Annotated in this window: 19 protein-coding genes; 6 read left to right on the plus strand and 13 right to left on the minus strand. The window is 64.1% G+C overall.

The window, feature by feature from the left end; genetic code table 11:
* Nucleotides 1–53: 53 nt before the first annotated feature.
* The 8 genes from F4827_RS03315 to flhD form a co-directional block, all read right to left on the minus strand.
* Nucleotides 54–1,898: a methyl-accepting chemotaxis protein gene (locus tag F4827_RS03315; RefSeq protein WP_183721543.1), complete on the minus strand. Its 1,845-nt coding sequence runs from the start codon at nt 1,896–1,898 to the stop codon at nt 54–56.
* Between the two features lie 247 nt (nt 1,899–2,145).
* Complete coding sequence (locus F4827_RS03320) at nt 2,146–2,685, minus strand: chemotaxis protein CheW (RefSeq protein ID WP_183721546.1); 540 nt, start codon at nt 2,683–2,685, stop codon at nt 2,146–2,148.
* A 72-nt stretch (nt 2,686–2,757) separates the two neighbouring features.
* Entirely contained in the window at nt 2,758–5,121 is a 2,364-nt protein-coding gene (locus F4827_RS03325; protein WP_183721549.1) for a chemotaxis protein CheW, read from the minus strand.
* 124 nt (nt 5,122–5,245) lie between these two features.
* The gene (locus F4827_RS03330; protein ID WP_183721552.1) at nt 5,246–5,620 is read right to left on the minus strand and encodes a response regulator; all 375 of its coding nucleotides are present in this window, start codon (nt 5,618–5,620) and stop codon (nt 5,246–5,248) included.
* Nucleotides 5,621–5,714: 94 nt separating this feature from the next.
* Nucleotides 5,715–6,836: a flagellar motor protein MotB gene (gene motB, locus F4827_RS03335; protein ID WP_183721555.1), complete on the minus strand. Its 1,122-nt coding sequence runs from the start codon at nt 6,834–6,836 to the stop codon at nt 5,715–5,717.
* A 10-nt stretch (nt 6,837–6,846) separates the two neighbouring features.
* Nucleotides 6,847–7,707, minus strand: a complete 861-nt coding sequence (motA, locus tag F4827_RS03340; RefSeq protein ID WP_027816040.1) for a flagellar motor stator protein MotA — start codon at nt 7,705–7,707, stop codon at nt 6,847–6,849.
* 234 nt (nt 7,708–7,941) lie between these two features.
* Complete coding sequence (gene flhC / locus F4827_RS03345; RefSeq protein ID WP_183721558.1) at nt 7,942–8,508, minus strand: flagellar transcriptional regulator FlhC; 567 nt, start codon at nt 8,506–8,508, stop codon at nt 7,942–7,944.
* Nucleotides 8,509–8,606: 98 nt separating this feature from the next.
* Complete coding sequence (gene flhD / locus F4827_RS03350; protein WP_027816039.1) at nt 8,607–8,924, minus strand: flagellar transcriptional regulator FlhD; 318 nt, start codon at nt 8,922–8,924, stop codon at nt 8,607–8,609.
* 76 nt (nt 8,925–9,000) lie between these two features.
* Between flhD and F4827_RS03355 the strand changes: the two genes are divergently transcribed.
* Together F4827_RS03355 and F4827_RS03360 are read left to right on the plus strand one after the other, a co-directional pair.
* Entirely contained in the window at nt 9,001–9,375 is a 375-nt protein-coding gene (locus F4827_RS03355) for a hypothetical protein (protein WP_183721561.1), read from the plus strand.
* A 146-nt stretch (nt 9,376–9,521) separates the two neighbouring features.
* On the plus strand, nt 9,522–10,589 hold the full coding sequence (locus F4827_RS03360; RefSeq protein ID WP_183721564.1) for a glycosyltransferase family 4 protein: 1,068 nt from the start codon (nt 9,522–9,524) through the stop codon (nt 10,587–10,589).
* A gap of 229 nt (nt 10,590–10,818) precedes the next feature.
* Here the strand turns inward: F4827_RS03360 and F4827_RS03365 are convergent, their stop codons facing one another.
* Nucleotides 10,819–11,121: an H-NS family nucleoid-associated regulatory protein gene (locus F4827_RS03365; protein ID WP_183721567.1), complete on the minus strand. Its 303-nt coding sequence runs from the start codon at nt 11,119–11,121 to the stop codon at nt 10,819–10,821.
* A 290-nt stretch (nt 11,122–11,411) separates the two neighbouring features.
* Here F4827_RS03365 and aqpZ point away from each other — a divergent pair, with 290 nt between their 5' ends.
* Complete coding sequence (aqpZ, locus tag F4827_RS03370; protein ID WP_183721570.1) at nt 11,412–12,158, plus strand: aquaporin Z; 747 nt, start codon at nt 11,412–11,414, stop codon at nt 12,156–12,158.
* A 149-nt stretch (nt 12,159–12,307) separates the two neighbouring features.
* Nucleotides 12,308–13,003: a histidine phosphatase family protein gene (locus tag F4827_RS03375; protein ID WP_183721573.1), complete on the plus strand. Its 696-nt coding sequence runs from the start codon at nt 12,308–12,310 to the stop codon at nt 13,001–13,003.
* Nucleotides 13,004–13,018: 15 nt separating this feature from the next.
* On the opposite strand, the gene F4827_RS03380 is transcribed toward F4827_RS03375, so the two are convergent.
* Nucleotides 13,019–13,843 (minus strand): Cof-type HAD-IIB family hydrolase, encoded by an 825-nt coding sequence (locus F4827_RS03380; RefSeq protein WP_183721576.1) that lies wholly within the window; start codon nt 13,841–13,843, stop codon nt 13,019–13,021.
* 91 nt (nt 13,844–13,934) lie between these two features.
* Nucleotides 13,935–14,822: a BadF/BadG/BcrA/BcrD ATPase family protein gene (locus F4827_RS03385; protein ID WP_183721579.1), complete on the minus strand. Its 888-nt coding sequence runs from the start codon at nt 14,820–14,822 to the stop codon at nt 13,935–13,937.
* 210 nt (nt 14,823–15,032) lie between these two features.
* Between F4827_RS03385 and F4827_RS03390 the strand changes: the two genes are divergently transcribed.
* Nucleotides 15,033–15,659 carry a DNA-3-methyladenine glycosylase I gene (locus F4827_RS03390; protein WP_183722693.1) on the plus strand — a complete coding sequence of 209 codons (627 nt, stop codon included), beginning with the start codon at nt 15,033–15,035 and terminating at the stop codon, nt 15,657–15,659.
* A 299-nt stretch (nt 15,660–15,958) separates the two neighbouring features.
* On the plus strand, nt 15,959–16,408 hold the full coding sequence (locus tag F4827_RS03395; RefSeq protein ID WP_183721583.1) for a hypothetical protein: 450 nt from the start codon (nt 15,959–15,961) through the stop codon (nt 16,406–16,408).
* 151 nt (nt 16,409–16,559) lie between these two features.
* On the opposite strand, the gene rpsU is transcribed toward F4827_RS03395, so the two are convergent.
* Together rpsU and F4827_RS03405 are read right to left on the minus strand one after the other, a co-directional pair.
* Entirely contained in the window at nt 16,560–16,772 is a 213-nt protein-coding gene (rpsU, locus tag F4827_RS03400) for a 30S ribosomal protein S21 (RefSeq protein WP_006401410.1), read from the minus strand.
* 452 nt (nt 16,773–17,224) lie between these two features.
* Nucleotides 17,225–18,166, minus strand: coding sequence for an aldo/keto reductase (locus F4827_RS03405; RefSeq protein ID WP_183721586.1), 942 nt, complete (start codon nt 18,164–18,166; stop codon nt 17,225–17,227).
* Nucleotides 18,167–18,439: the final 273 nt, after the last annotated feature.

Below are 18,439 nucleotides of genomic sequence, written 5' to 3' on the forward strand. Positions count from 1 at the left end.
GCTGTGCTCGTCGCGATATCAGTGTTTCAAGGGTTCCGCTTGCGGCGGAGAGATCAGAACGTTTCCCAGTCCGAATCGTCCGAAGCGGACGACGCCGTGCTGGCGATTTGCGGTTCAGTGCGTGCGGCGGGCCTGGGCGACGGCTTCGCCGCCGCTGCCGTGTCCGCAGCCGGTTTGGCCAGCGGCGCACGCTTTGCTGCGGATGCGGTTGCGGTTGCTGCGGCCTTCGGTGCCGCGGGCTTGGGCGCCGCAGCCTTCACAGCAGGCGTTGCCGATGCCGACACAGCCGGCGTCGCCGTCGCACGCACCGCACGCGCTTCGCTACCGTGAGCGCCGTGGCTGCCACTGTTCGTGCGCCACGTCGCCAGCACGCTCTGCAGATTGCGGGTCTGCTCTTCGAGCGATGCCGCCGCCGCCGCCGCCTCTTCCACCAGCGCGGCGTTCTGCTGCGTGACGGTGTCCATCTGTGTGACGGCGCGGTTGACCTGCTCGATGCCGCCCGACTGCTCCTCCGATGCCGCGCTGATCTCACCCATGATGTCGGTCACGCGACGCACGGCCTGAAGGATGTCGTCCATCGTCGTGCCCGCGCGGCCCACCAGTTGCGATCCGCTTTGCACCTTCTCGGCGGAATCGTTGATGAGTTCCTTGATTTCCTTGGCGGCGCTGGCGCTGCGCTGCGCGAGGCTGCGCACTTCGCCTGCCACCACCGCGAAGCCGCGCCCCTGCTCGCCCGCGCGCGCCGCTTCCACGGCCGCGTTGAGCGCGAGAATGTTGGTCTGGAACGCGATGCCTTCGATCACGCTGATGATGTCCACGACCTTTGCCGAGCTTGCGGCGATGTCCTGCATCGTCGACACCACTTCGCCCACCACCGCGCCGCCGCGCGTGGCGATGTCGGAGGCGTTCACGGCCAGCTGGCTCGCCTGGCGCGCGTTTTCGGCGTTCTGGCGCACGGTGCCCGTGAGCTGCTCCATGCTCGACGCCGTTTCCTGCAGCGACGCGGCCTGCTGTTCGGTGCGCTGCGAGAGATCGGTATTGCCCATGGCGATTTCGCGCGCGCCCACGTCGATTGAGCCCGCGCCGTTGTGCACGGCGCTCACGAGCGTGATGAGGCTTTCCTGCATGCGCTTGATGCCCGCGAACAGACGGCCGATTTCGTTCTTGCTGTAGACCTCGATGCGCTCGGTCAGATCGCCGTGCGCGATGCGCTCGAACGATTTCACCGCGTCTTCGAGCGGCTGCACGATCAGGCCGCGCATCGCGAAGCGGATCGCCACCACCAGCACCAGCGCCACCACGATCACGCCGCCAATCAGCGAGCGCATCACCGTGATCTGCGAGCGCGCGCTTTCTTCGCGCGCCTGCGCGCCGTCCTGCAACTGCTGGGCGATGGGCGCAGCCGCGTTGTCGTAGTCGACGAACATCGGGCTGATCTTCGTGTCGGCGATGGCGTGATAAGCGGCCTGGTCGTTCGCGCGCAAGGCGGCGAATTCGGGCTGCACGCCGTCCTGCAGCAGCGCCGCGCGCTTTGCGTTGAGCGCGTCGAGCGTGGCGGCGTCAATGCCCGCCTTGGGCGCGGCAACGAAGGTCTTCCACGAGTCGTTCGACTTGCCGAGCAGGAAATCGGCGCGGTCGATGACCTTTTTGGCTTCGTCGTTCTGGCCTGCGGCGTAGAGCGCGTTCACGCGGTCGAGCGATACGCGCGTGCGCAGCAGATACGACGAAGCGTCGTTGAGCGAATGCATCGCGACGAGATCGCCCCGTGCGATGGTCGCGAGCGAATCGCTCGCGTTGCCGAGCGCGATAAGCCCGAGCGCGCCGACCAGACCGGTCAGCGCAAGGAGAATGACCCCAACGCCCGTGAGCGTCGTGCGGATCGACCACTTGTGCAGCATCTCGTTTGCTCCTGTCCTGTGCGGCGGAATCGGATTGATCGCGGGTCTGGCGCCTGGTGTTGCCGGTGGTGAACGAAGCGCGCAGGAGGAAAGCGACGCAGCGAGGCGGTTTTGCCGCTCTTGGGCGACGGCTTGTCCGCTCTTCCTCTAGCGCGGGCCTTGCGGCCTCACCCCCGTAGCAACAACCTTGGCTTCCTTCCCTGATGTAGTGCCTTGTCTCTTGCTGTTACACGGCCCGGACGTCGGGTTAGACGCCGAGCGCTTCGATCAGCGCCATCTCGCGGCTCGTCATGAGCTTTTCGATGTCCATCAGGATCAGCATGCGGCCGTCCACCGTGCCGAGGCCCGTGAGGTACTCGGTGGTGAGCGTCGCGCCGAATTCCGGCGCGGGCATGATCTGGTCCATCTGCAGCGTCAGCACGTCGGACACGCCGTCCACCACCATGCCCACCACGCGATGCGCGACGTTCAGGATGATGACCACGGTCTGGTGGTCGTACTCCACGCGACCGAGGTGGAACTTGATGCGCATGTCCACGATCGGCACGATGATGCCGCGCAGATTGATGACGCCCTTGATGAATTCCGGTGCGTTGGCGATGCGCGTCACGCTCTCGTAGCCGCGGATTTCCTGGACCTTGAGAATGTCGATGCCGTACTCTTCCGCGCCCAGCGTAAAGACGAGGAACTCCTGACCGCCTGCGTCGGCCTGTTGCGCGTCGCGGCGGTGCGCGCCGGCGACTGCGCCCTGTGCGCCGCCGCCCTGGATGGAATGGACTTCTGCCACGTTAGCCCCTGAACGGTTGGGAAATGGTTGGTTGATGCCTGCTCATGCCGATGCCTGTGCCGAAGCGCCTGCTCAGGCGAATTCGGCGAACGAGCCGGAATTCGCGCCGCCGTGCGAGCCCACGGCCACGCCGTGTGATGCACGCGTTTCACGATTGAGCGCGGCCACGTCGACGATCAGTGCGACGCTGCCGTCGCCCAGGATGGTCGCCGCCGAAATGCCGTGCACCTTGCGGTAGTTCGTTTCGAGGTTCTTCACCACGACCTGCTGCTGGCCCACCAGTTCGTCGATCAGCATCGCGAAGCGGCGACCCTCGGTTTCCATGATGGTGACGATGCCCTGCGTCGGATCGGTGCGCGCGCCTTCGACATTGAAGACGTTATGCAGCGCGACCAGCGGCAGATATTCGCCACGCACGCGCACCACGCGGTCGCCGTTGGTGACCGTGTAGATGTCCTCGTGGCGCGGTTGCAGCGACTCCATCACGAAGTTCAGCGGCAGGATGAAGATTTCGTTGCCGACCTTCACCGACATGCCGTCGAGAATCGCCAGCGTGAGCGGCAGCACGATGCGCGTGGTGCTGCCCTTGCCCGCGTGCGAGGTGATCTCGACGTGGCCGCCCATCGACTGGATGTTTCGCTTCACCACGTCCATGCCGACGCCGCGGCCCGAGACGTCCGTGACCTGTTCGGCGGTCGAGAAACCCGGCAGGAAGATGAGGTTCCAGACCTCGTCGTCCGACATCGTGTCGCTGACCTGCATGCCCTGCTTGGCCGCCTTGGCGAGAATCTTGTCGCGGCGCAGACCCGCGCCGTCGTCGCTCACCTCGATCACGATATTGCCGCCATGGTGCGCGGCGGACAGCACCAGCTGCCCGGTGCCGTCCTTGCCCGCGGCGCGGCGCGCTTCCACGGTTTCGATGCCGTGGTCGAGCGAGTTGCGCACGAGGTGGGTGAGCGGGTCGATGATGCGCTCGATCAGGCTCTTGTCGAGTTCGGTCGCCTGACCGAACGTGACCAGCTCCACTTCCTTGCCGAGCTTCGACGCGAGGTCGCGCACCAGACGCGGGAAGCGGCTGAACACGTAATCCATCGGCATCATGCGGATCGACATCACCGCTTCCTGCAGGTCGCGCGCGTTGCGTTCGAGCTGCGCCATGCCGTTGAAAAGACGGTCGTGCAGCGCCGGATCGAAGGTGCTGGTGGTTTCCGCCAGCATCGCCTGCGTGATGACGAGTTCGCCCACCAGGTTGATGAGCTGGTCGACCTTTTCCACGCCCACGCGAATCGAGCTGCCTTCCGCCGATGCGGCAGCGGCCGCACGCGGTTTGCGTTCGTGATCGCCTGCCGCGGCTGCGGGCGCGGCGGCCGGTGCCGCAGCGGCCACCGGCGCGGGCGGCGCGGGCGGCGCGGCAACCGGAGCCGGTGCGGCGGGCGCGGCGGCCAGCGGTGCGGCCATGACAGGTGCCGCAACCGGAGCGGGCGCGGCCACGACAGGCGCGGCCGCGGGCGCGGCGGCTTCGGCGTCGCCTTGCGGTGCGGCGCCACGGCCAATCGAAATCTGGCTTTCGTCGATCACGAAGCAGCACACGGCGACGATGTCGTCCGAGGGCACATCGGTTTCGAGCCACAGCGTGAGGTCGTCGCCGGTCTTCACCTGACCGAGGATGCGGCCCAGGTTGCCGAGTTCCTCGGCGAGCAGTTCCTGGTCCTTGGCGCCGACGCGACGCAGCGTGATGCGCAGATGCGGGCCTTCGGCGGCGCCTGCTGCAGCCGTTTGCGCGCCCGCTGCGGGTGCGGCGGCCAGCGCTTCGTCGACGACATGCTCGGGCACGCTCGCCGCAACGCCGGCAGGCGAGCTGGCCGGGAACGAGCTCACGCGGTGCGCTTCGAACGCGGCTTCGAGATCCTCGTCCGAGTCCATCGCCGGTGCGGACGAAGCCATCACGGGTGCGGGAATCGGCACGATCGGCGCCGGTGCGGGCGCGATGTCCGGCGCGGCCGCCACAGACACCCCGGCCACCGCAGCCGCAGGCGCGACGCCCGAGCTTTCCGCGTTCAGGCGTTCGAGTTTCGCGCGCATGGCGGCGGCGGTCGCCGCGTCCGGCTCCGCGCTCGCGCGGTAGGCCGCGAGCTGATCGGACAGCACGTCCTTGGTTTCGAGGAACACGTCGACCATGTCCGTGCGCAACACGATTTCGTTGTTGCGTGCGCGGTCGAGCAGCGATTCGAGCACGTGGGTCGTTTCGGTCAGCGCCGTGAAGCCGAACGTCGCCGCGCCGCCCTTGATCGAGTGCGCCGCGCGAAAGATCGCCGCCAGATCCTCGGGATCGGGCTGGCCGACGTTCAGGTTCAGGAGAAGCTGCTCCATCTGCGCGAGCAGCTCGTCCGCCTCGTCAAAAAACGTCTGGTAGAACTGAGTGATGTCGAGAGTCATTGCTCTTTCACCGCGATTAATGCGTGGGGGGCGCGCCGTTGGTTCCGCTTCCGGGTCCTGGTCCATGCACTGACGTCAGTGCAGGGGCAGGATCTGCGTGCGGTCTACCGCAGAGCGCCTGATGTCATGGTTGCGTTTCGCCGAGCGCGCTCGCCAGATCGACGAGCAGTTCGGGATCCACCGGTTTTTCGATCCAGCCAGTCGCGCCCGCTTCGCGCACGGCTGCCTTGAAGCCTTCGTCCGATTCCGTGGTCAGCACGAGGATGGGCGTTTGCTGGTACGACGGGTTGGCGCGCAGGCGCTTGATCAGGTCGAGCCCGCCCATGCGCGGCATGTACAGATCGGTCAGCACCAGATCGAAACGTTGCGCGAGCGCGTGTTCGAGCCCGTCTTCGCCGTCGTTGGCCGTCGTCACTTCGTAACCCGCCGAGCCGAGCGCCGCACACAGGATCTCCCGCATGGACGCCGAATCGTCGATCGCCAGAATATTTCTGATCATCCGTTCCTCGTTCGCGCTGTTCGTTACTTCGCTCGCCGCTTGGCCCGTTGCCCGGCCTCGCGCCTTCCGACGTCTGCTGACGCCTTCCGACGCCTCAAGGCACCGAGGGCTTGCCCGGAATACTGAGCGCCACACCCGCCGCCACCGGCCCGAGCTTGACGCCCGCGGGCACAACCGGCGCCACGCCCGGCGGCGCTTTCGTCACATTCGTTGCATCCGCACCTGGCGCCGCCGAGGCGGCCGGCGCGCCGCCGCCCGAGATTGCGGGCAACAGCGACTTGCCCGAACCCGCGGCGTCGTCCGAAAGCGTGGTGGCCGTGGAGTCGTCATGCTCCAGGGCGTCTTCCGACTTTTTGTTGAGCACGATGATGCTGATGCGGCGGTTTTCCGGATCGAGCGGATCGGCCTTGTTCAGGTTCTGCGTGGAGGCGAGGCCCAGCACGCGCAGCACCTTCGATTCGTCCATGCCGCCCGCGATCAGCTCGCGGCGCGAGGCGTTCGCGCGGTCGGCGGACAGTTCCCAGTTGCTGTAGCCGCTCTCGCCGCCTGCGTACGGCACGGCGTCGGTGTGGCCCTGTACGACGATGCGGTTGGGCACGTCGTTGAGCGTCTTGCCGATCGCCTGCAGAATGTCGCGCATATACGGCTCGACCACGTCACGCGCGGTTGCGAACATCGGGCGCTTCTGCGAATCGACGATTTCGATGCGCAGGCCCTGCAGCGTCGAATCCACGCGGATCTGCTGCTTGAACTGGCGCAGCACCGGGTTCGCTTCGATCGCGGCCATCAGCTTGACCTGCAGGTCGTGCAGGCGCACTTCTTCCTTGCGTTCGAGCGAGCCTTGCGTCTGCTTCGTCGCTTCGTCGTCGTTGTGCTTGATGTTACTGCGGTCGGTGCGCTCGGTCATGCCGTCGCTGCGGCGCGTGATGCCGTCTTGCTGCGACGAGATATCGCGCCCGCCGCCCTTCACGATCGACGAATCTTCCGCGCTGCGGTCGCCGCCCCAGAGCGTGACCTTGAGCGGCTGGTTGAAGTAATCGGCAATGCCCTTCAACTGCACCGTGGAGGCCGAGCTGAGCAGCCACATCAGCAGGAAGAACGCCATCATCGCGGTCATGAAGTCCGCGTAGGCGAGCTTCCATGCGCCGCCGTGGTGGCCGCCCTTTTTCGGGGCGGCGCGCTTGACGACGATTGCGCGGTCCTTGTTGTTGCTCATGACGCGGTCCTTACTTCGCCTTCACGCGGCGCACATGCTCTTCGAGCTCCGAGAACGACGGACGCTCGGTCGAAAACAGCACCTTGCGGCCAAATTCGACGGCAATGGCCGGTGCATAGCCGTTCAGGCTCGCGAGAATCGTCACCTTGATGCACTGGAACATCTTGGTGGACTCGGTCACGCGCTGCTCGGCGAGCGAGGCGAGCGGGCCGATCAGACCGTAAGAAAGCAGAATGCCGAGGAAGGTGCCGACCAGCGCCTGGGCGATCATCTCGCCGAGCACCGCAGGCGGCTTGTCCGCCGACGCCATGGTGTGCACCACGCCCATCACGGCGGCGACGATACCGAACGCCGGCATCGCGTCGCCCACCTTCGACAGCGCATGCGCGGGCGCTTCGCCTTCGGCGTGATGGGTTTCGATTTCCTCGTCCATGAGGCTTTCGATTTCAAACGCGTTCATGTTGCCGCCCACCATCAGACGCAGGTAGTCGGTGAGGAATTCGACGATGTGATGGTCGGCCAGGATCTTCGGGTATTGCGTGAAGATCGGGCTTTTCTGCGGGTCGTCGATATCGGCTTCCAGCGTGAGCGTGCCTTCCTTGCGCGCTTTCGCGAGCAGGACATAGAGCAGCGCGAGCAGCTCCATGTAGACCTCTTTGCTGTACTTCGAGCCCTTGAAGAGTGCCGGCAGCACGCGCAGCGTGGCCTTGATCGTCTTCATGCCATTGCCGAGGATGAACGCGCCGAGTCCCGCCCCGGCGATCATCAGCACTTCGACCGGCTGCATGAGTGCGCCAAGGTGGCCGCCCTCCATGGCATAGCCGCCGAAGACGCAAACGAGCGTCACGAGTGTTCCAACGATAATCAGCACAGACGGGTCCTCACTGGAGAAGATTGCGCTGCGAGCCGCCACGGCCCGCGCCCTTAGATGGGTTTACGGCACAGGCGCGAAAAACTTTGGGATTGGATGGGGAGACGGCCCACGCGCTTGATCTAAAGCAGGGCCGGGTCGCAAACGCTTGCCGTGCGGTCGCGGCGCAGCGCGCGCGGCAGGAATTTCATCTGCGGAAATGGGGCCTGCATCGACGCTTAAATCTGTCGCCATTTACTGCGTGAGCGGCGGCGCGGCGAGTGGCGTGGCGGATAGCGCGGCGGCGCTGCGCCGCGTGCGGCCCGCGCGCGACGGCGGCTGGCACAAACCGCACACGTAATAGCGTTGCGGCTCGTGAGCGTGGGCGACGAAGCGGCCGCCGCAACGCGTGCAGCGCGTCATCTGCAACAGCCCCGAGGCGAAGTAGCGCACCAGCGTCCAGGCCCGCGTGAGGCTCAGGGCGGCTTCGTCCTCCTGGATGCGCACGTGTTCGAGATAGAGCCGGTAGCTCTTCACGATCGCCCGGATCGGGTCGCAGCGGCCCTGGCCGCTCATGAACAGATACGTGTTGTAGAACAGCGAGGAGTGGACGTTGGGCTGCCACGTCATGAACCAGTCGGTCGAGAACGGCAGCATGCCCTTGGGGGGCGATTCGCCCTTCACTTCCTTGTAAAGCCGGATCAGGCGGTCGCGCGAGAGCGAGAGTTCCGCTTCGAGCAGTTGCAGCCGCGCACCCAGTTCGATCAGCTCGATCGCGAGCGCGATCTCCTTGACCTCAAGCACCACACTTTTTGTCGCCATCAGGCTCCCGCATCGACCCCGTATTGAGCGAGCATCGGCCCGCTAGTCGGTCCGCACGCGGACGTTGGTGGCGGCGTGCAAGCGCTCGCCCTGGGGTGTCAGCCGACCTGCTCGACGCTCTGGCCGGCCATCAGGATGGCGGAATGGGTCTGCGCGGATTTGCCCTTGTCGGCGAGCGCGCCCAGGATGGCGTGGTCGTCGAAGCGGAAGCGGCAAAGCAGCTGGTTGGATGCGGCAAGACGCGCGGTCTGCGCGAATGTGAGATTGGCCAGCACGTCCGCCAGCTGGGCCGAGATGCCCATGCGGAACATGCCGGTCGGACGGTCCTCGCGCAGCAAACGTTGTGCGAGCAACAAATACGACAGATTGACTTCCTTGATCTCGCTGAGCATGTCGCTTGGCGTCGTCGCGCTCATGGATACCCCCGAATTCGAAACGTAGCGGCTGGTCAGGCCTGATACGGAAACGTTTGCCCGTCAAACGGAGTGCGAAATGACGCACGGCGAAGCAAACGGCCCGTTTAGTGGTCGTGCCTGCATTGTGGCGAGCACACTCGCAAAAGAAAATCGGAAGGAAGCCGCGACGCGATGCAAGAAAAACTTCCCTTTTTGTGTAGGAATTTTTCTGACAAGCGGTAGAAAAGGAAGGAGGGAGGCTGAGGGATTAATGCCGAAAGCATATGGGACTAATCTTCAGCAGATTATAAAAGGCTTTTCACGCGGGCGTAACAAACTCCATCGCGTTCAAAACAATACATTTGCAGGGGTCGAATCCATTAACAAAGTGGGCACACGAATTGCGTCAACTCCCCGCGAGGGCGCGTCACGTCTTGCAACCGCCGCTTACAGCCGGTGTATCCCGCTGTAACAACATTAAGCGTTTGCAAAACAGCTCGTCACGCAGATTGAGACGTCCATAATCGGTCTCAGGGATAACCCGATACCGCCGTGCCTTCGTCTTCCAATGGATTGTCGTTGTCGTCACCCGCGGTTTTTGCCAAGGAGATCAAGCCTATGCGAATCGCACAAATTGCGCCACTTTACGAAGCCGTCCCGCCGAAACTCTACGGCGGCACCGAGCGCGTCGTGTCCTATCTGACCGAAGCGCTGGTTGATCAAGGCCACGAGGTGACGCTGTTCGCCAGCGGCGATTCGGTCACCTCGGCAAACCTGGAGGCCGCTTGGCCGCGCGCCCTGCGCCTCGACCCGACGATCCGCGACGCGCTGGCGCCGCATATCGTGCTGCTGGAACGCGTGCGCCGCATGGCGCACGAGTTCGACGTGCTGCACTTTCACCTCGACTATCTGCCGTTCCCGTTGTTTTCGACGCTCGATACGCCGTTCGTGACGACGCTGCACGGCCGTCTCGACCTGCCGGAGTTGCAGCCGGTGTTCGACTCGTTCCCGCAGGCGCCGGTGATTTCGATCTCGGATTCGCAGCGCCAGCCGCTGAGCCAGGCCAACTGGCTAGACACGATCTACCACGGCCTGCCCAAGGATCTGCTCACGCCGCGCACGGACAAGAAGCCCGAATATCTCGCGTTCCTCGGCCGCATCTGCCCGGAAAAGCGCGTGGATACGGCGATCAGGATCGCCGCGCTGTCCGGCCTGCCGCTGAAGATCGCCGCCAAGGTGGACAAGGTCGACCAGGACTACTTCAAGAACGAGATCGAGCCGCTGCTGTCGATGGCGCACGTGGAATTCATCGGCGAGATCAATGAAGCGCAGAAACCCGAGTTTCTTTCGGGCGCCAAGGCACTGCTGTTCCCCATCGACTGGTCCGAGCCGTTCGGCCTCGTGATGATCGAGGCAATGGCCTGCGGCACGCCAGTGGTCGCATTCAACCGTGGATCGGTGCCGGAAGTGATCGATCCGGGCGTGACCGGCTTCATCTGCGAAGACGTCCAGGGCGCCGTCGCGGCGCTTCAGAATATCGATTCGCTCTCGCGTGAAGCGATTCGCGCTCAATTCGAGCGTCGTTTCACTTCGCACACCATGGCCAGTAATTATGTCGAAAGCTATTCGAGATTGATCGCGGCCGCCCAGCGTCCTGTGCTGCGCCGTGTGGCAGCGGGTGCCTGAGATCGCTGAATATCGGTCAGATACGATTGCCCGTCTCATATGCGGGCGGCAATAAAGCCGGCATTCCTGATATAAAAGCACCACAAATGGGCAAGGTGAATCGTTTGCGCATGCAGTAATCGCGCGATTACGCCTTGTTTATGAAAAGAGCCGCATGCTTCATGCGGCTCTTTTTATCTGGAAAAGCGTGAGTAGCGGCTTCGATGCCACCGCCCGCTTGGCCGATTCGTCAGGCGATCAGATAGCGTTCGCGATTTTTGCCGGCAATCCATTTGGGCGGCTTGCCGCGCCCGCTCCAGGTTGCGCCGGACTTCGGGTCCTGGTAGCGCGGCGGCAGCGGCGCCTTCTTGGGCGGGCGTCCGCGCCGGGCGGCGACCGTCACGGCGAAGCCGAGATCCTGGGCCGACAGGCCATATTCGGCGATTTTCTCGCGGATCATGGCGATCACATCCGCGATTTCGTTGCGCCGGGCCTCATCGGCCTGGGCCTGAAGTCGAGCGATCTGTGCCTTGAGTTCTGAATATTGTGACATTTTTCCTCTCCCCTTCATTGTCGATCTAACTGACTGACTCGATCGGAGATTAGTCTTAAATAAGAGAATAAGCAATCGTTGCTAATACGGTTTTATACCGATATTTCTCCAATTAAGGACGCAATGCCGATTTCGGAATTCGGAGCGCATCCCGCGCAATAATGAGAACAATTACATCAGAATTGACAATCCTTGACACCCGTGCTTTTCGCGACTCCCTAGAATCTGGCATTTCCCGGTGCCGGTGCTTTATTCGGCTCCCGTCAAATGACTTTTCGAGGCGTCTAACAATGCACTTGTCCAAACGACTTATGGCCGAAATGTTCGGCACCTTCTGGCTGGTACTCGGCGGCTGCGGCAGCGCAGTGCTCGCCGCCAATTTCGCCGGGCCGGTTCACGGCCTCGGCATCGGCTTCGTGGGCGTGTCGCTCGCCTTCGGCCTGACCGTGCTCACCATGGCCTTCGCCATCGGCCATATCTCGGGCTGCCACCTGAACCCGGCAGTGAGCATCGGCCTGACCGTCGCGGGACGCTTCCCGGCGCGCGACCTGCTGCCGTACATCGTCGCGCAGGTGATTGGCGCGGTGATCGGCGCGGCTGTGCTCGCGTGCATCGCCAGCGGCAAGCCGGGCTTCGACCTCGTCGCGAGCGGCTTCGCCACCAACGGCTACGGCGACCACTCGCCGGGCCACTACACGCTGGTCGCGGCGTTCGTCTGCGAAGTCGTGATGACGGCGGTGTTCCTCTTCGTGATCCTGGGCGCAACCGACGTGCGCGCACCGGCAGGTTTCGCGCCGATCGCCATCGGCCTGTGCCTCACGCTCATCCACCTGATCTCGATCCCGGTCACCAACACCTCGGTGAATCCCGCGCGCTCGACCGGCCCCGCGCTCTTCGTCGGCGGCGAGGCGATCTCGCAACTGTGGCTGTTCTGGGTCGCGCCGATCATCGGCGCCGTGATTGCGGGCGTGGTGTACCCGCTGATCGCTGGCCGCCGCGAAGCGGTTGCGGAACTGGCAACGCGCGTGAAAGCCTGATACCGCGCCGCGTTCGCGCGGCATGGAAGAAACGGGCGCTTCGGCGCCCGTTTTCATTGGCGGCGGCGCGGATGCGGGGCTCCCGCTGCATGGACCGAGGCCGCTGCTAGAATCGGCGCAACCTCAAACTCCAGGGCAAGGCGCACGCCATGATGCATTCACGACACTCGTTGAGCCGCTTCACCGTGATGCTCGCGGCGCATCTTTTTCCTGCGGCGGGGGTGTTCTTCGCAGGCGCGGGCGCGGTCCAGGCGGCCAGCGCCCCGGATAACGCGGATGTGACGACGCTGATCTTCGTGCGTCACGGTGAAAAGCCCGCCGAAGGCCTCGGCCAGCTCAACTGCAAGGGCTTGAACCGCGCGCTGGCCTTGCCTGCCGTGATCGCCGCGAAGTACGGCAAGCCCGACGCGGTCTACGCACCGGATCCCGGCGAGCAGAAAGACGATGGGGGCCACGCCTACTATTATGTGCGCCCGCTTGCGACGGTCGAACCCACGGCAATCCAGTTCGGCCTGCCGATCCAGACGCCATACGGCCACTCGCACACCGAAGCGCTGGAAAAGACGCTGCTCGACACGTCGCAGCGCAATCGCACCGTGGTCATTGGCTGGGAGCACCGCGAAATCGAAACGATGGTGCGCAAGATCGTCGCCGAACATGGCGGCTCAGCGTCCGACGTGCCCAGTTGGAAGAGCGCCGATTTCGACAGCATTTATGTCGTGCGCGTGGACTGGAGTAGCGGCACGCCGCGCGTGCGCTTCAGCCACGAGCGCGAGGACTTGGACGGCGTGAGCGACGCGTGCCCTTGCGCGGGCCTGCCTGCGCCCACGCCACCCGCGCAGTAATGGCCCTGAGCGCGATCAGCCAGCGATTTCGTCGTTGATCGCGAACAGCTTGCGCAGGTGATGCGCGACGCCCGCCTCGAAGTTGTTGCCGATGCGCGGCACTTTCGGCAGGCGCTCCATCAGCAGCGGATTCGCGTTGTTCATCATGAACGGATGGCCTGCCGTTTCGAGCAGATCGATATCGTTCATGTTGTCGCCGAACGCGACGCAATTGGCCGCCCCCACATCGAGCCGCTCAAGCACGACACGCAGCGCGCGGCCCTTCGACACGCCCGCGACCATGACTTCCAGGCAATCGGGCAGCGAGTAGGTGATGTAGAGCGCGTCGCCGAATTCGCGCGTGAGGCTCGCTTCGACATGCGCGAGATCGGCCGGTTCGCCGATATAGAGCGCCTTGGCAATGCCCGCGCTGCCGAGCGCGCCCAGATCCTCAGTCACGCGGTACGTGAAGCCCGAATCCTGATGGAACGCGAGCAGTTCGGGCGCATCGCGGTCGATGAACCATTCCGTATCCGTATAGAGGCTCACGATCACGCGGCCATGCTCGCCCACCGTATCCGGGGCGACGAGACGGCGCACCATCGGCTCGGGCAGATTGCTCGCGTGAATCAATGCGTCATCGGGGCCATGCACGCGCGCGCCATTCGACGTGATGAGATAGGCGGGAATGCCGATCAGGTCGCGAATGCCTGCCACATCGCTGTAATGACGGCCAGTGGCGATGACGAACTTCAGCCCTTGCGCATCGAGCTTGCCGAGCGTGGCAACCGTAAATGGGTCTAGCTGATGGTCGGCGTTGAGCAACGTTCCGTCGAGATCGGTGGCGATGACCTTGTACATGGCAGTTCGGGCGGCTGGCAGGAAACCAGGGATCGTAGCACCCGACGACTTCAGCCGTGTTTTTGTCATCCCGGACCGTCGGCCTGGATCATCACGCGCCCGTGCGTTTGCGTTCGCCTTCGCGCCAGGCGAGCTGCAACGCGCCGCTAGCCGAATCCGCAAGCGGCGCACGCAGGCGCTCGCGCATGGCTTGCGGCACCCATTCGCGCAGCGATTGCCCAAGGCCGCCCGCGAGCGCCACCGGCAACGCGGCGGCCGGGTCGAGCGCGCCGATCATGCGCGCGACCGCTTCGCCAGCCTCCGCGAGCAGTTTTGCCACAAATGGATGGTCGCAATGCGCGAGCACGACTGGCGCGAGGCTCGCATAGGCGGTCTGATTGGCTGCGCACAGCCACACGATCAGGCTGTCGCGATCGGTTGCGCCCGTGTGCGCGAGCAGCGCTTGCGAGAGCGCATCGGGCGCGACACGTCCGTCGAGCGACTGCTGCGCCCAGACGATCGCGCGCAGGCCGAACCACGCGCCGCTGGCCTCGTCGCCCGAGGGAAAGCCGAAGCCCCCCGCGATTTGGCACGCGCCCGCCGCATCGAGCGCCGCCGCAATGCTGCCGGTGCCAAGCGCGACGACCACGCCCGGTGCGCCACCATGCGCGCCGAGCAGCGTCGTGTAGGCGTCACTTTCGACCGCGAGGCCAGCCACGGGTGGCGCAGCGGCGCGAAACGCCCCGAGCCAGTCTGGATTGTTCACGCCGGCAAGGCCGCAGCCGAGCACACATTGCGACCAGTCAAACGTGATGCCCGCCTGCGCGAACGCCGTGCGCGCGCCCTCTTCAATGGACTGCCAGGCGCGCCCGATACCTAGCCCCAGACCCGATGGGCCTGCGCTGGCGCGCGCGAGTTCCTTGCCGTGAATATCGCCAAGCGCGACGCGCGTGCCCGTGCCGCCGCCGTCGACGCCGATCAACCAGGAAAATGTCTGCATGATGTGAGGGACTAAAAGCATCGTTGAATATCGAACCTTGCCGCAGAGACTAACGGCTCGATGTGATTCGCACAATTAGCCGGATGGCCAGGTGGCGGCGCACGCTCGATCCGCTATTCTTGCGAGGCTCGAAATACATGACCGGCGCACCGCCTGGAACCGCCAGGAACCACCAGGTATCGCCAGGGAGAACTCAAGGTGACGAAGCGCGTGACACAACGCTGTAGCTGGGCGACAAGCGAGGCGCTTGCGCAATACCACGACGAGGAGTGGGGCGTGCCGTCGCGCGACGACCGGCACCTCTTCGAAATGCTTGTGCTCGAAGGCGCGCAGGCCGGACTGTCGTGGTCGACGATCCTCAACAAGCGCGAGGGGTATCGGCGTGCCTTCGCGCAATTCGATATCGATAAAGTCGCGCGGTTCACGCCCGGGCACGTCGAAAAACTCGTGGAGGACGCTTCTATCGTGCGTCACCGCGGGAAGATCGAAGCCGCGATTCTCAATGCGCGCGCCGTGCAGCAGATCCAGGCAGAACACGGCTCGCTGGCGGCGTTCGTCTGGTCCTTTGTCAACGATACGCCGCTGCAGAGCGATCTGGATTCGTACCGCAACGCGCCCGCCTCCACCGAAGTGTCGGACGCGCTCAGCAAGGCGCTCAGGAAGTACGGCTGCAAGTTCGTCGGCACGACGATCTGTTATGCGTTCATGCAGGCCATCGGCATGGTCAACGACCATCAGCGCGACTGCTCGTGCCGCAAGACCTGCGCGGCGCTGGGCGGCGCGAAAGCAAAAGCCAGCAGCAAGGCAGCGAAGCCGCGCGCAGCCCCGAGCACCTGATGCCGACCCAGCTTCGGGAAAGTCCCAGGCGCCGCGACAACCCCGCCGGCAAGCCTTACGCGCCAAGGCGCTGCGCAAGCGCCGCCGCAGTTCGCGCGTAGAAGACCGCGCTGATTTCGCCCCGACTGGGTGCGCAGTCCAACGGTTTTCCCATGGCGCGCCGTTATAACTGACAACGGATGCGTCCGGGGCCAATCGTCATGACGAGCCGCGACAGGACGCAGGTTGGGAGCGCGCCGGAGGGCGTGCGACGACGCGTCCGGGGAAACCTGAGCGCTGTGCGACGCGCGGGGGCCAACATGAAAAACGTACACTTCCTGAGCCATCAGGAAATCTTCGACCGCGCCGTGGCGCATCTCTTCGGGCAGGGTAGCGCGGCGTTGCTGCCTTGCGGCGGCGGCGCTTACCGCGGCGGTTATAGCGGCGGCGGCCTGCACAACTACGGCGGCTGCCCGGTTGGCAGCTTCATCCGCCCGCGCGATTACATGACCGCGATGGAAGGCATTCCCGTGCGCTATATCGCGCGCGATGCGGGCGAAGTGCCCGCGTATATGGATGTGGGCGTCGCCGCACTAAGAAAGGCGCTCCTGCGCGCCCACATCAACGTCTACGACCCCAACACCGTCACTCTGCTGAGCTGCCTGCAAAATGTGCACGACGTATTCGGCGTGTGGGAATGGCGCGAGCGTCTGCTCTCGATCGCCGCCCAGTTCAAGCTTTCGCCGAAGCGGCTTCTGGATGCCGCATGAGGAGTAATTGGGTGTCAATTCAGTCCCAATTGAGCTCCAGTCAGGCGCCAACCGGGCGTGCCCGAGCTTCGAAATCCGTCGCACCAATGCAAACGGCGGCGCAGCTTCTTTCGAAGCATGCGCCGCCGTCTGGCGGAAGCTGAAGCGGCTCTTAGTGGAGCTTCTTCGGCAGCATCTGGCTACGCAGACGCTTGTGCAGACGCTTGACTGCAGCTGCCTTCTTACGCTTACGAACAGCCGTCGGCTTTTCGTACGATTGGCGCTCACGCAGTTCTGCGATCAGGCCGTTCTTTTCGATTGCGCGGCGGAAGCGGCGGATCGCCACTTCGAACGGCTCGTTTTCCTTCAGAAGAATCGTCGTCATGTATGTCCTAACTCAATCACTTGATACGGTACAAAGGCGCAGACACAAAATGCACGCAAAAAGCGTCTACGCACCGGCCCTCCGGTCGTTCACCAGCTTAGGGGGTGTAACGAGAGGCAAGGCGGCCACGGAGGCCGGAAAAGAGAAGTAGGGGGTTCACAGCGGAACGCGGCCAGGCAGACCTTGCAGCAACACGCCTAACCGCCGGTTTGCGGCCGCCAACAGTAACGAACACGGCAACAAAACAGGCAAAGATCTCAATTCACTCTCAATGATATCAGGAAAAAATCCCGCCGACCAGGAGTTTTTCACCAGGTTTTTGCAGTCTGTTCAGGCACTTGCGTGGCGGCCGCGGCCCGAGAGCGCGCCACGCACCTTCAGGAGTCCCGGGTTAGCGTCGGATCAGCCTCACCTGGCTTGCCCCCAGGCGCCCCGAACCGACCCGGCCCTCTTCACGCGCTCGCGTCGTTGAGCGCCTGGATATCGGACGGATCGAGCTTCAGACGCACTGCCGCCGCGAGGCTTTCGAGCTGTTCGAGCGACGTTGCGCTGGCGATCGGCGCCGTGATGCTCGGACGTGCAATCAGCCATGCGAGCGCCACCGCCGCGAGCGTGCTGCCGTGGCGCTGCGACACGAAATCAAGCGCCGCCAGAATGCGGATGCCACGGTGATCCAGATATTTCTCCACGCGCGAGCCGCGCGCGCTCTTCGCCAGATCCTCGCGCGAACGGTATTTGCCCGAGAGAAAGCCGCTCGCCAGGCTGTAATAGGGCACGACTGCGATCTTCTGCGCGAGCGCCACCGGTTCGATATCGGACTCATAGGCGGCGCGGTCGTACAAGTTGTATTCGGGCTGCACGATCTGATATGCGGGCAGACCGGTCCTGTGTGCAAGCGCCAAAGCCTCTTCGATGCGCGCGCCCGTGTAATTCGACGCCCCCACCACCCGCACCTTGCCGGCCTCGATCAGCTTTTGATACGCGCCGAGCGTTTCCTCCAGCGGCACCTTGCGATCGTCCTCGTGTGAAAAATAGACGTCGATGTAGTCGGTCTGCAGACGGCGCAGCGAATCCTCCACGGCTGCGGCGATATTGGCCGCCGAAAGCCCAGGCCGATGCGCGCTCTTGGCGACCTTGGTGGCGATCACCAGCTTGTCGCGCTTGCCGGTCTTCGCGAGCCACTTGCCGATGATGGTTTCCGATTCGCCGCCCTGATTACCGGGCACCCACGCCGAATACACATCGGCCGTATCGATGAAATTCAGGCCGGCGTCGACGAAGGCGTCGAGGATCGAGAACGAGGTGGCTTCGTCGGCAGTCCAGCCGAACACGTTTCCGCCGAACATCAGCGGTGCGACCTGCAAGGAAGAAGTGCCGATCCTGCGTAGTTCCATGATGTCTCCAAAGTAGGGCGAGAGCAGAACCATCGAGGATACGCCGGGTTGGGGGTGGCTGCAGCGACGCAGCAAAGGTCAGTGGAAATTGCACTAAATCGTTTGCGAGTGCTGCCGTAAACAACTTTGCAAGAGGGAGAAAGCGGCAGGCAACCCGGCATTACGCAGGAAGCCAGCGGTGCGCAGCGAGCTTTTATGTGTGTTGCAAAAGAGGTCTCGATAGTTTGCGCTTCCCCCTCAAGTTTTTTGCACCCACGCCGTCAACCTTTACTG

This window comes from Paraburkholderia bannensis (genome assembly GCF_014200455.1).
GTDB classification, from domain to species: Bacteria; Pseudomonadota; Gammaproteobacteria; order Burkholderiales; family Burkholderiaceae; genus Paraburkholderia; species Paraburkholderia bannensis_A.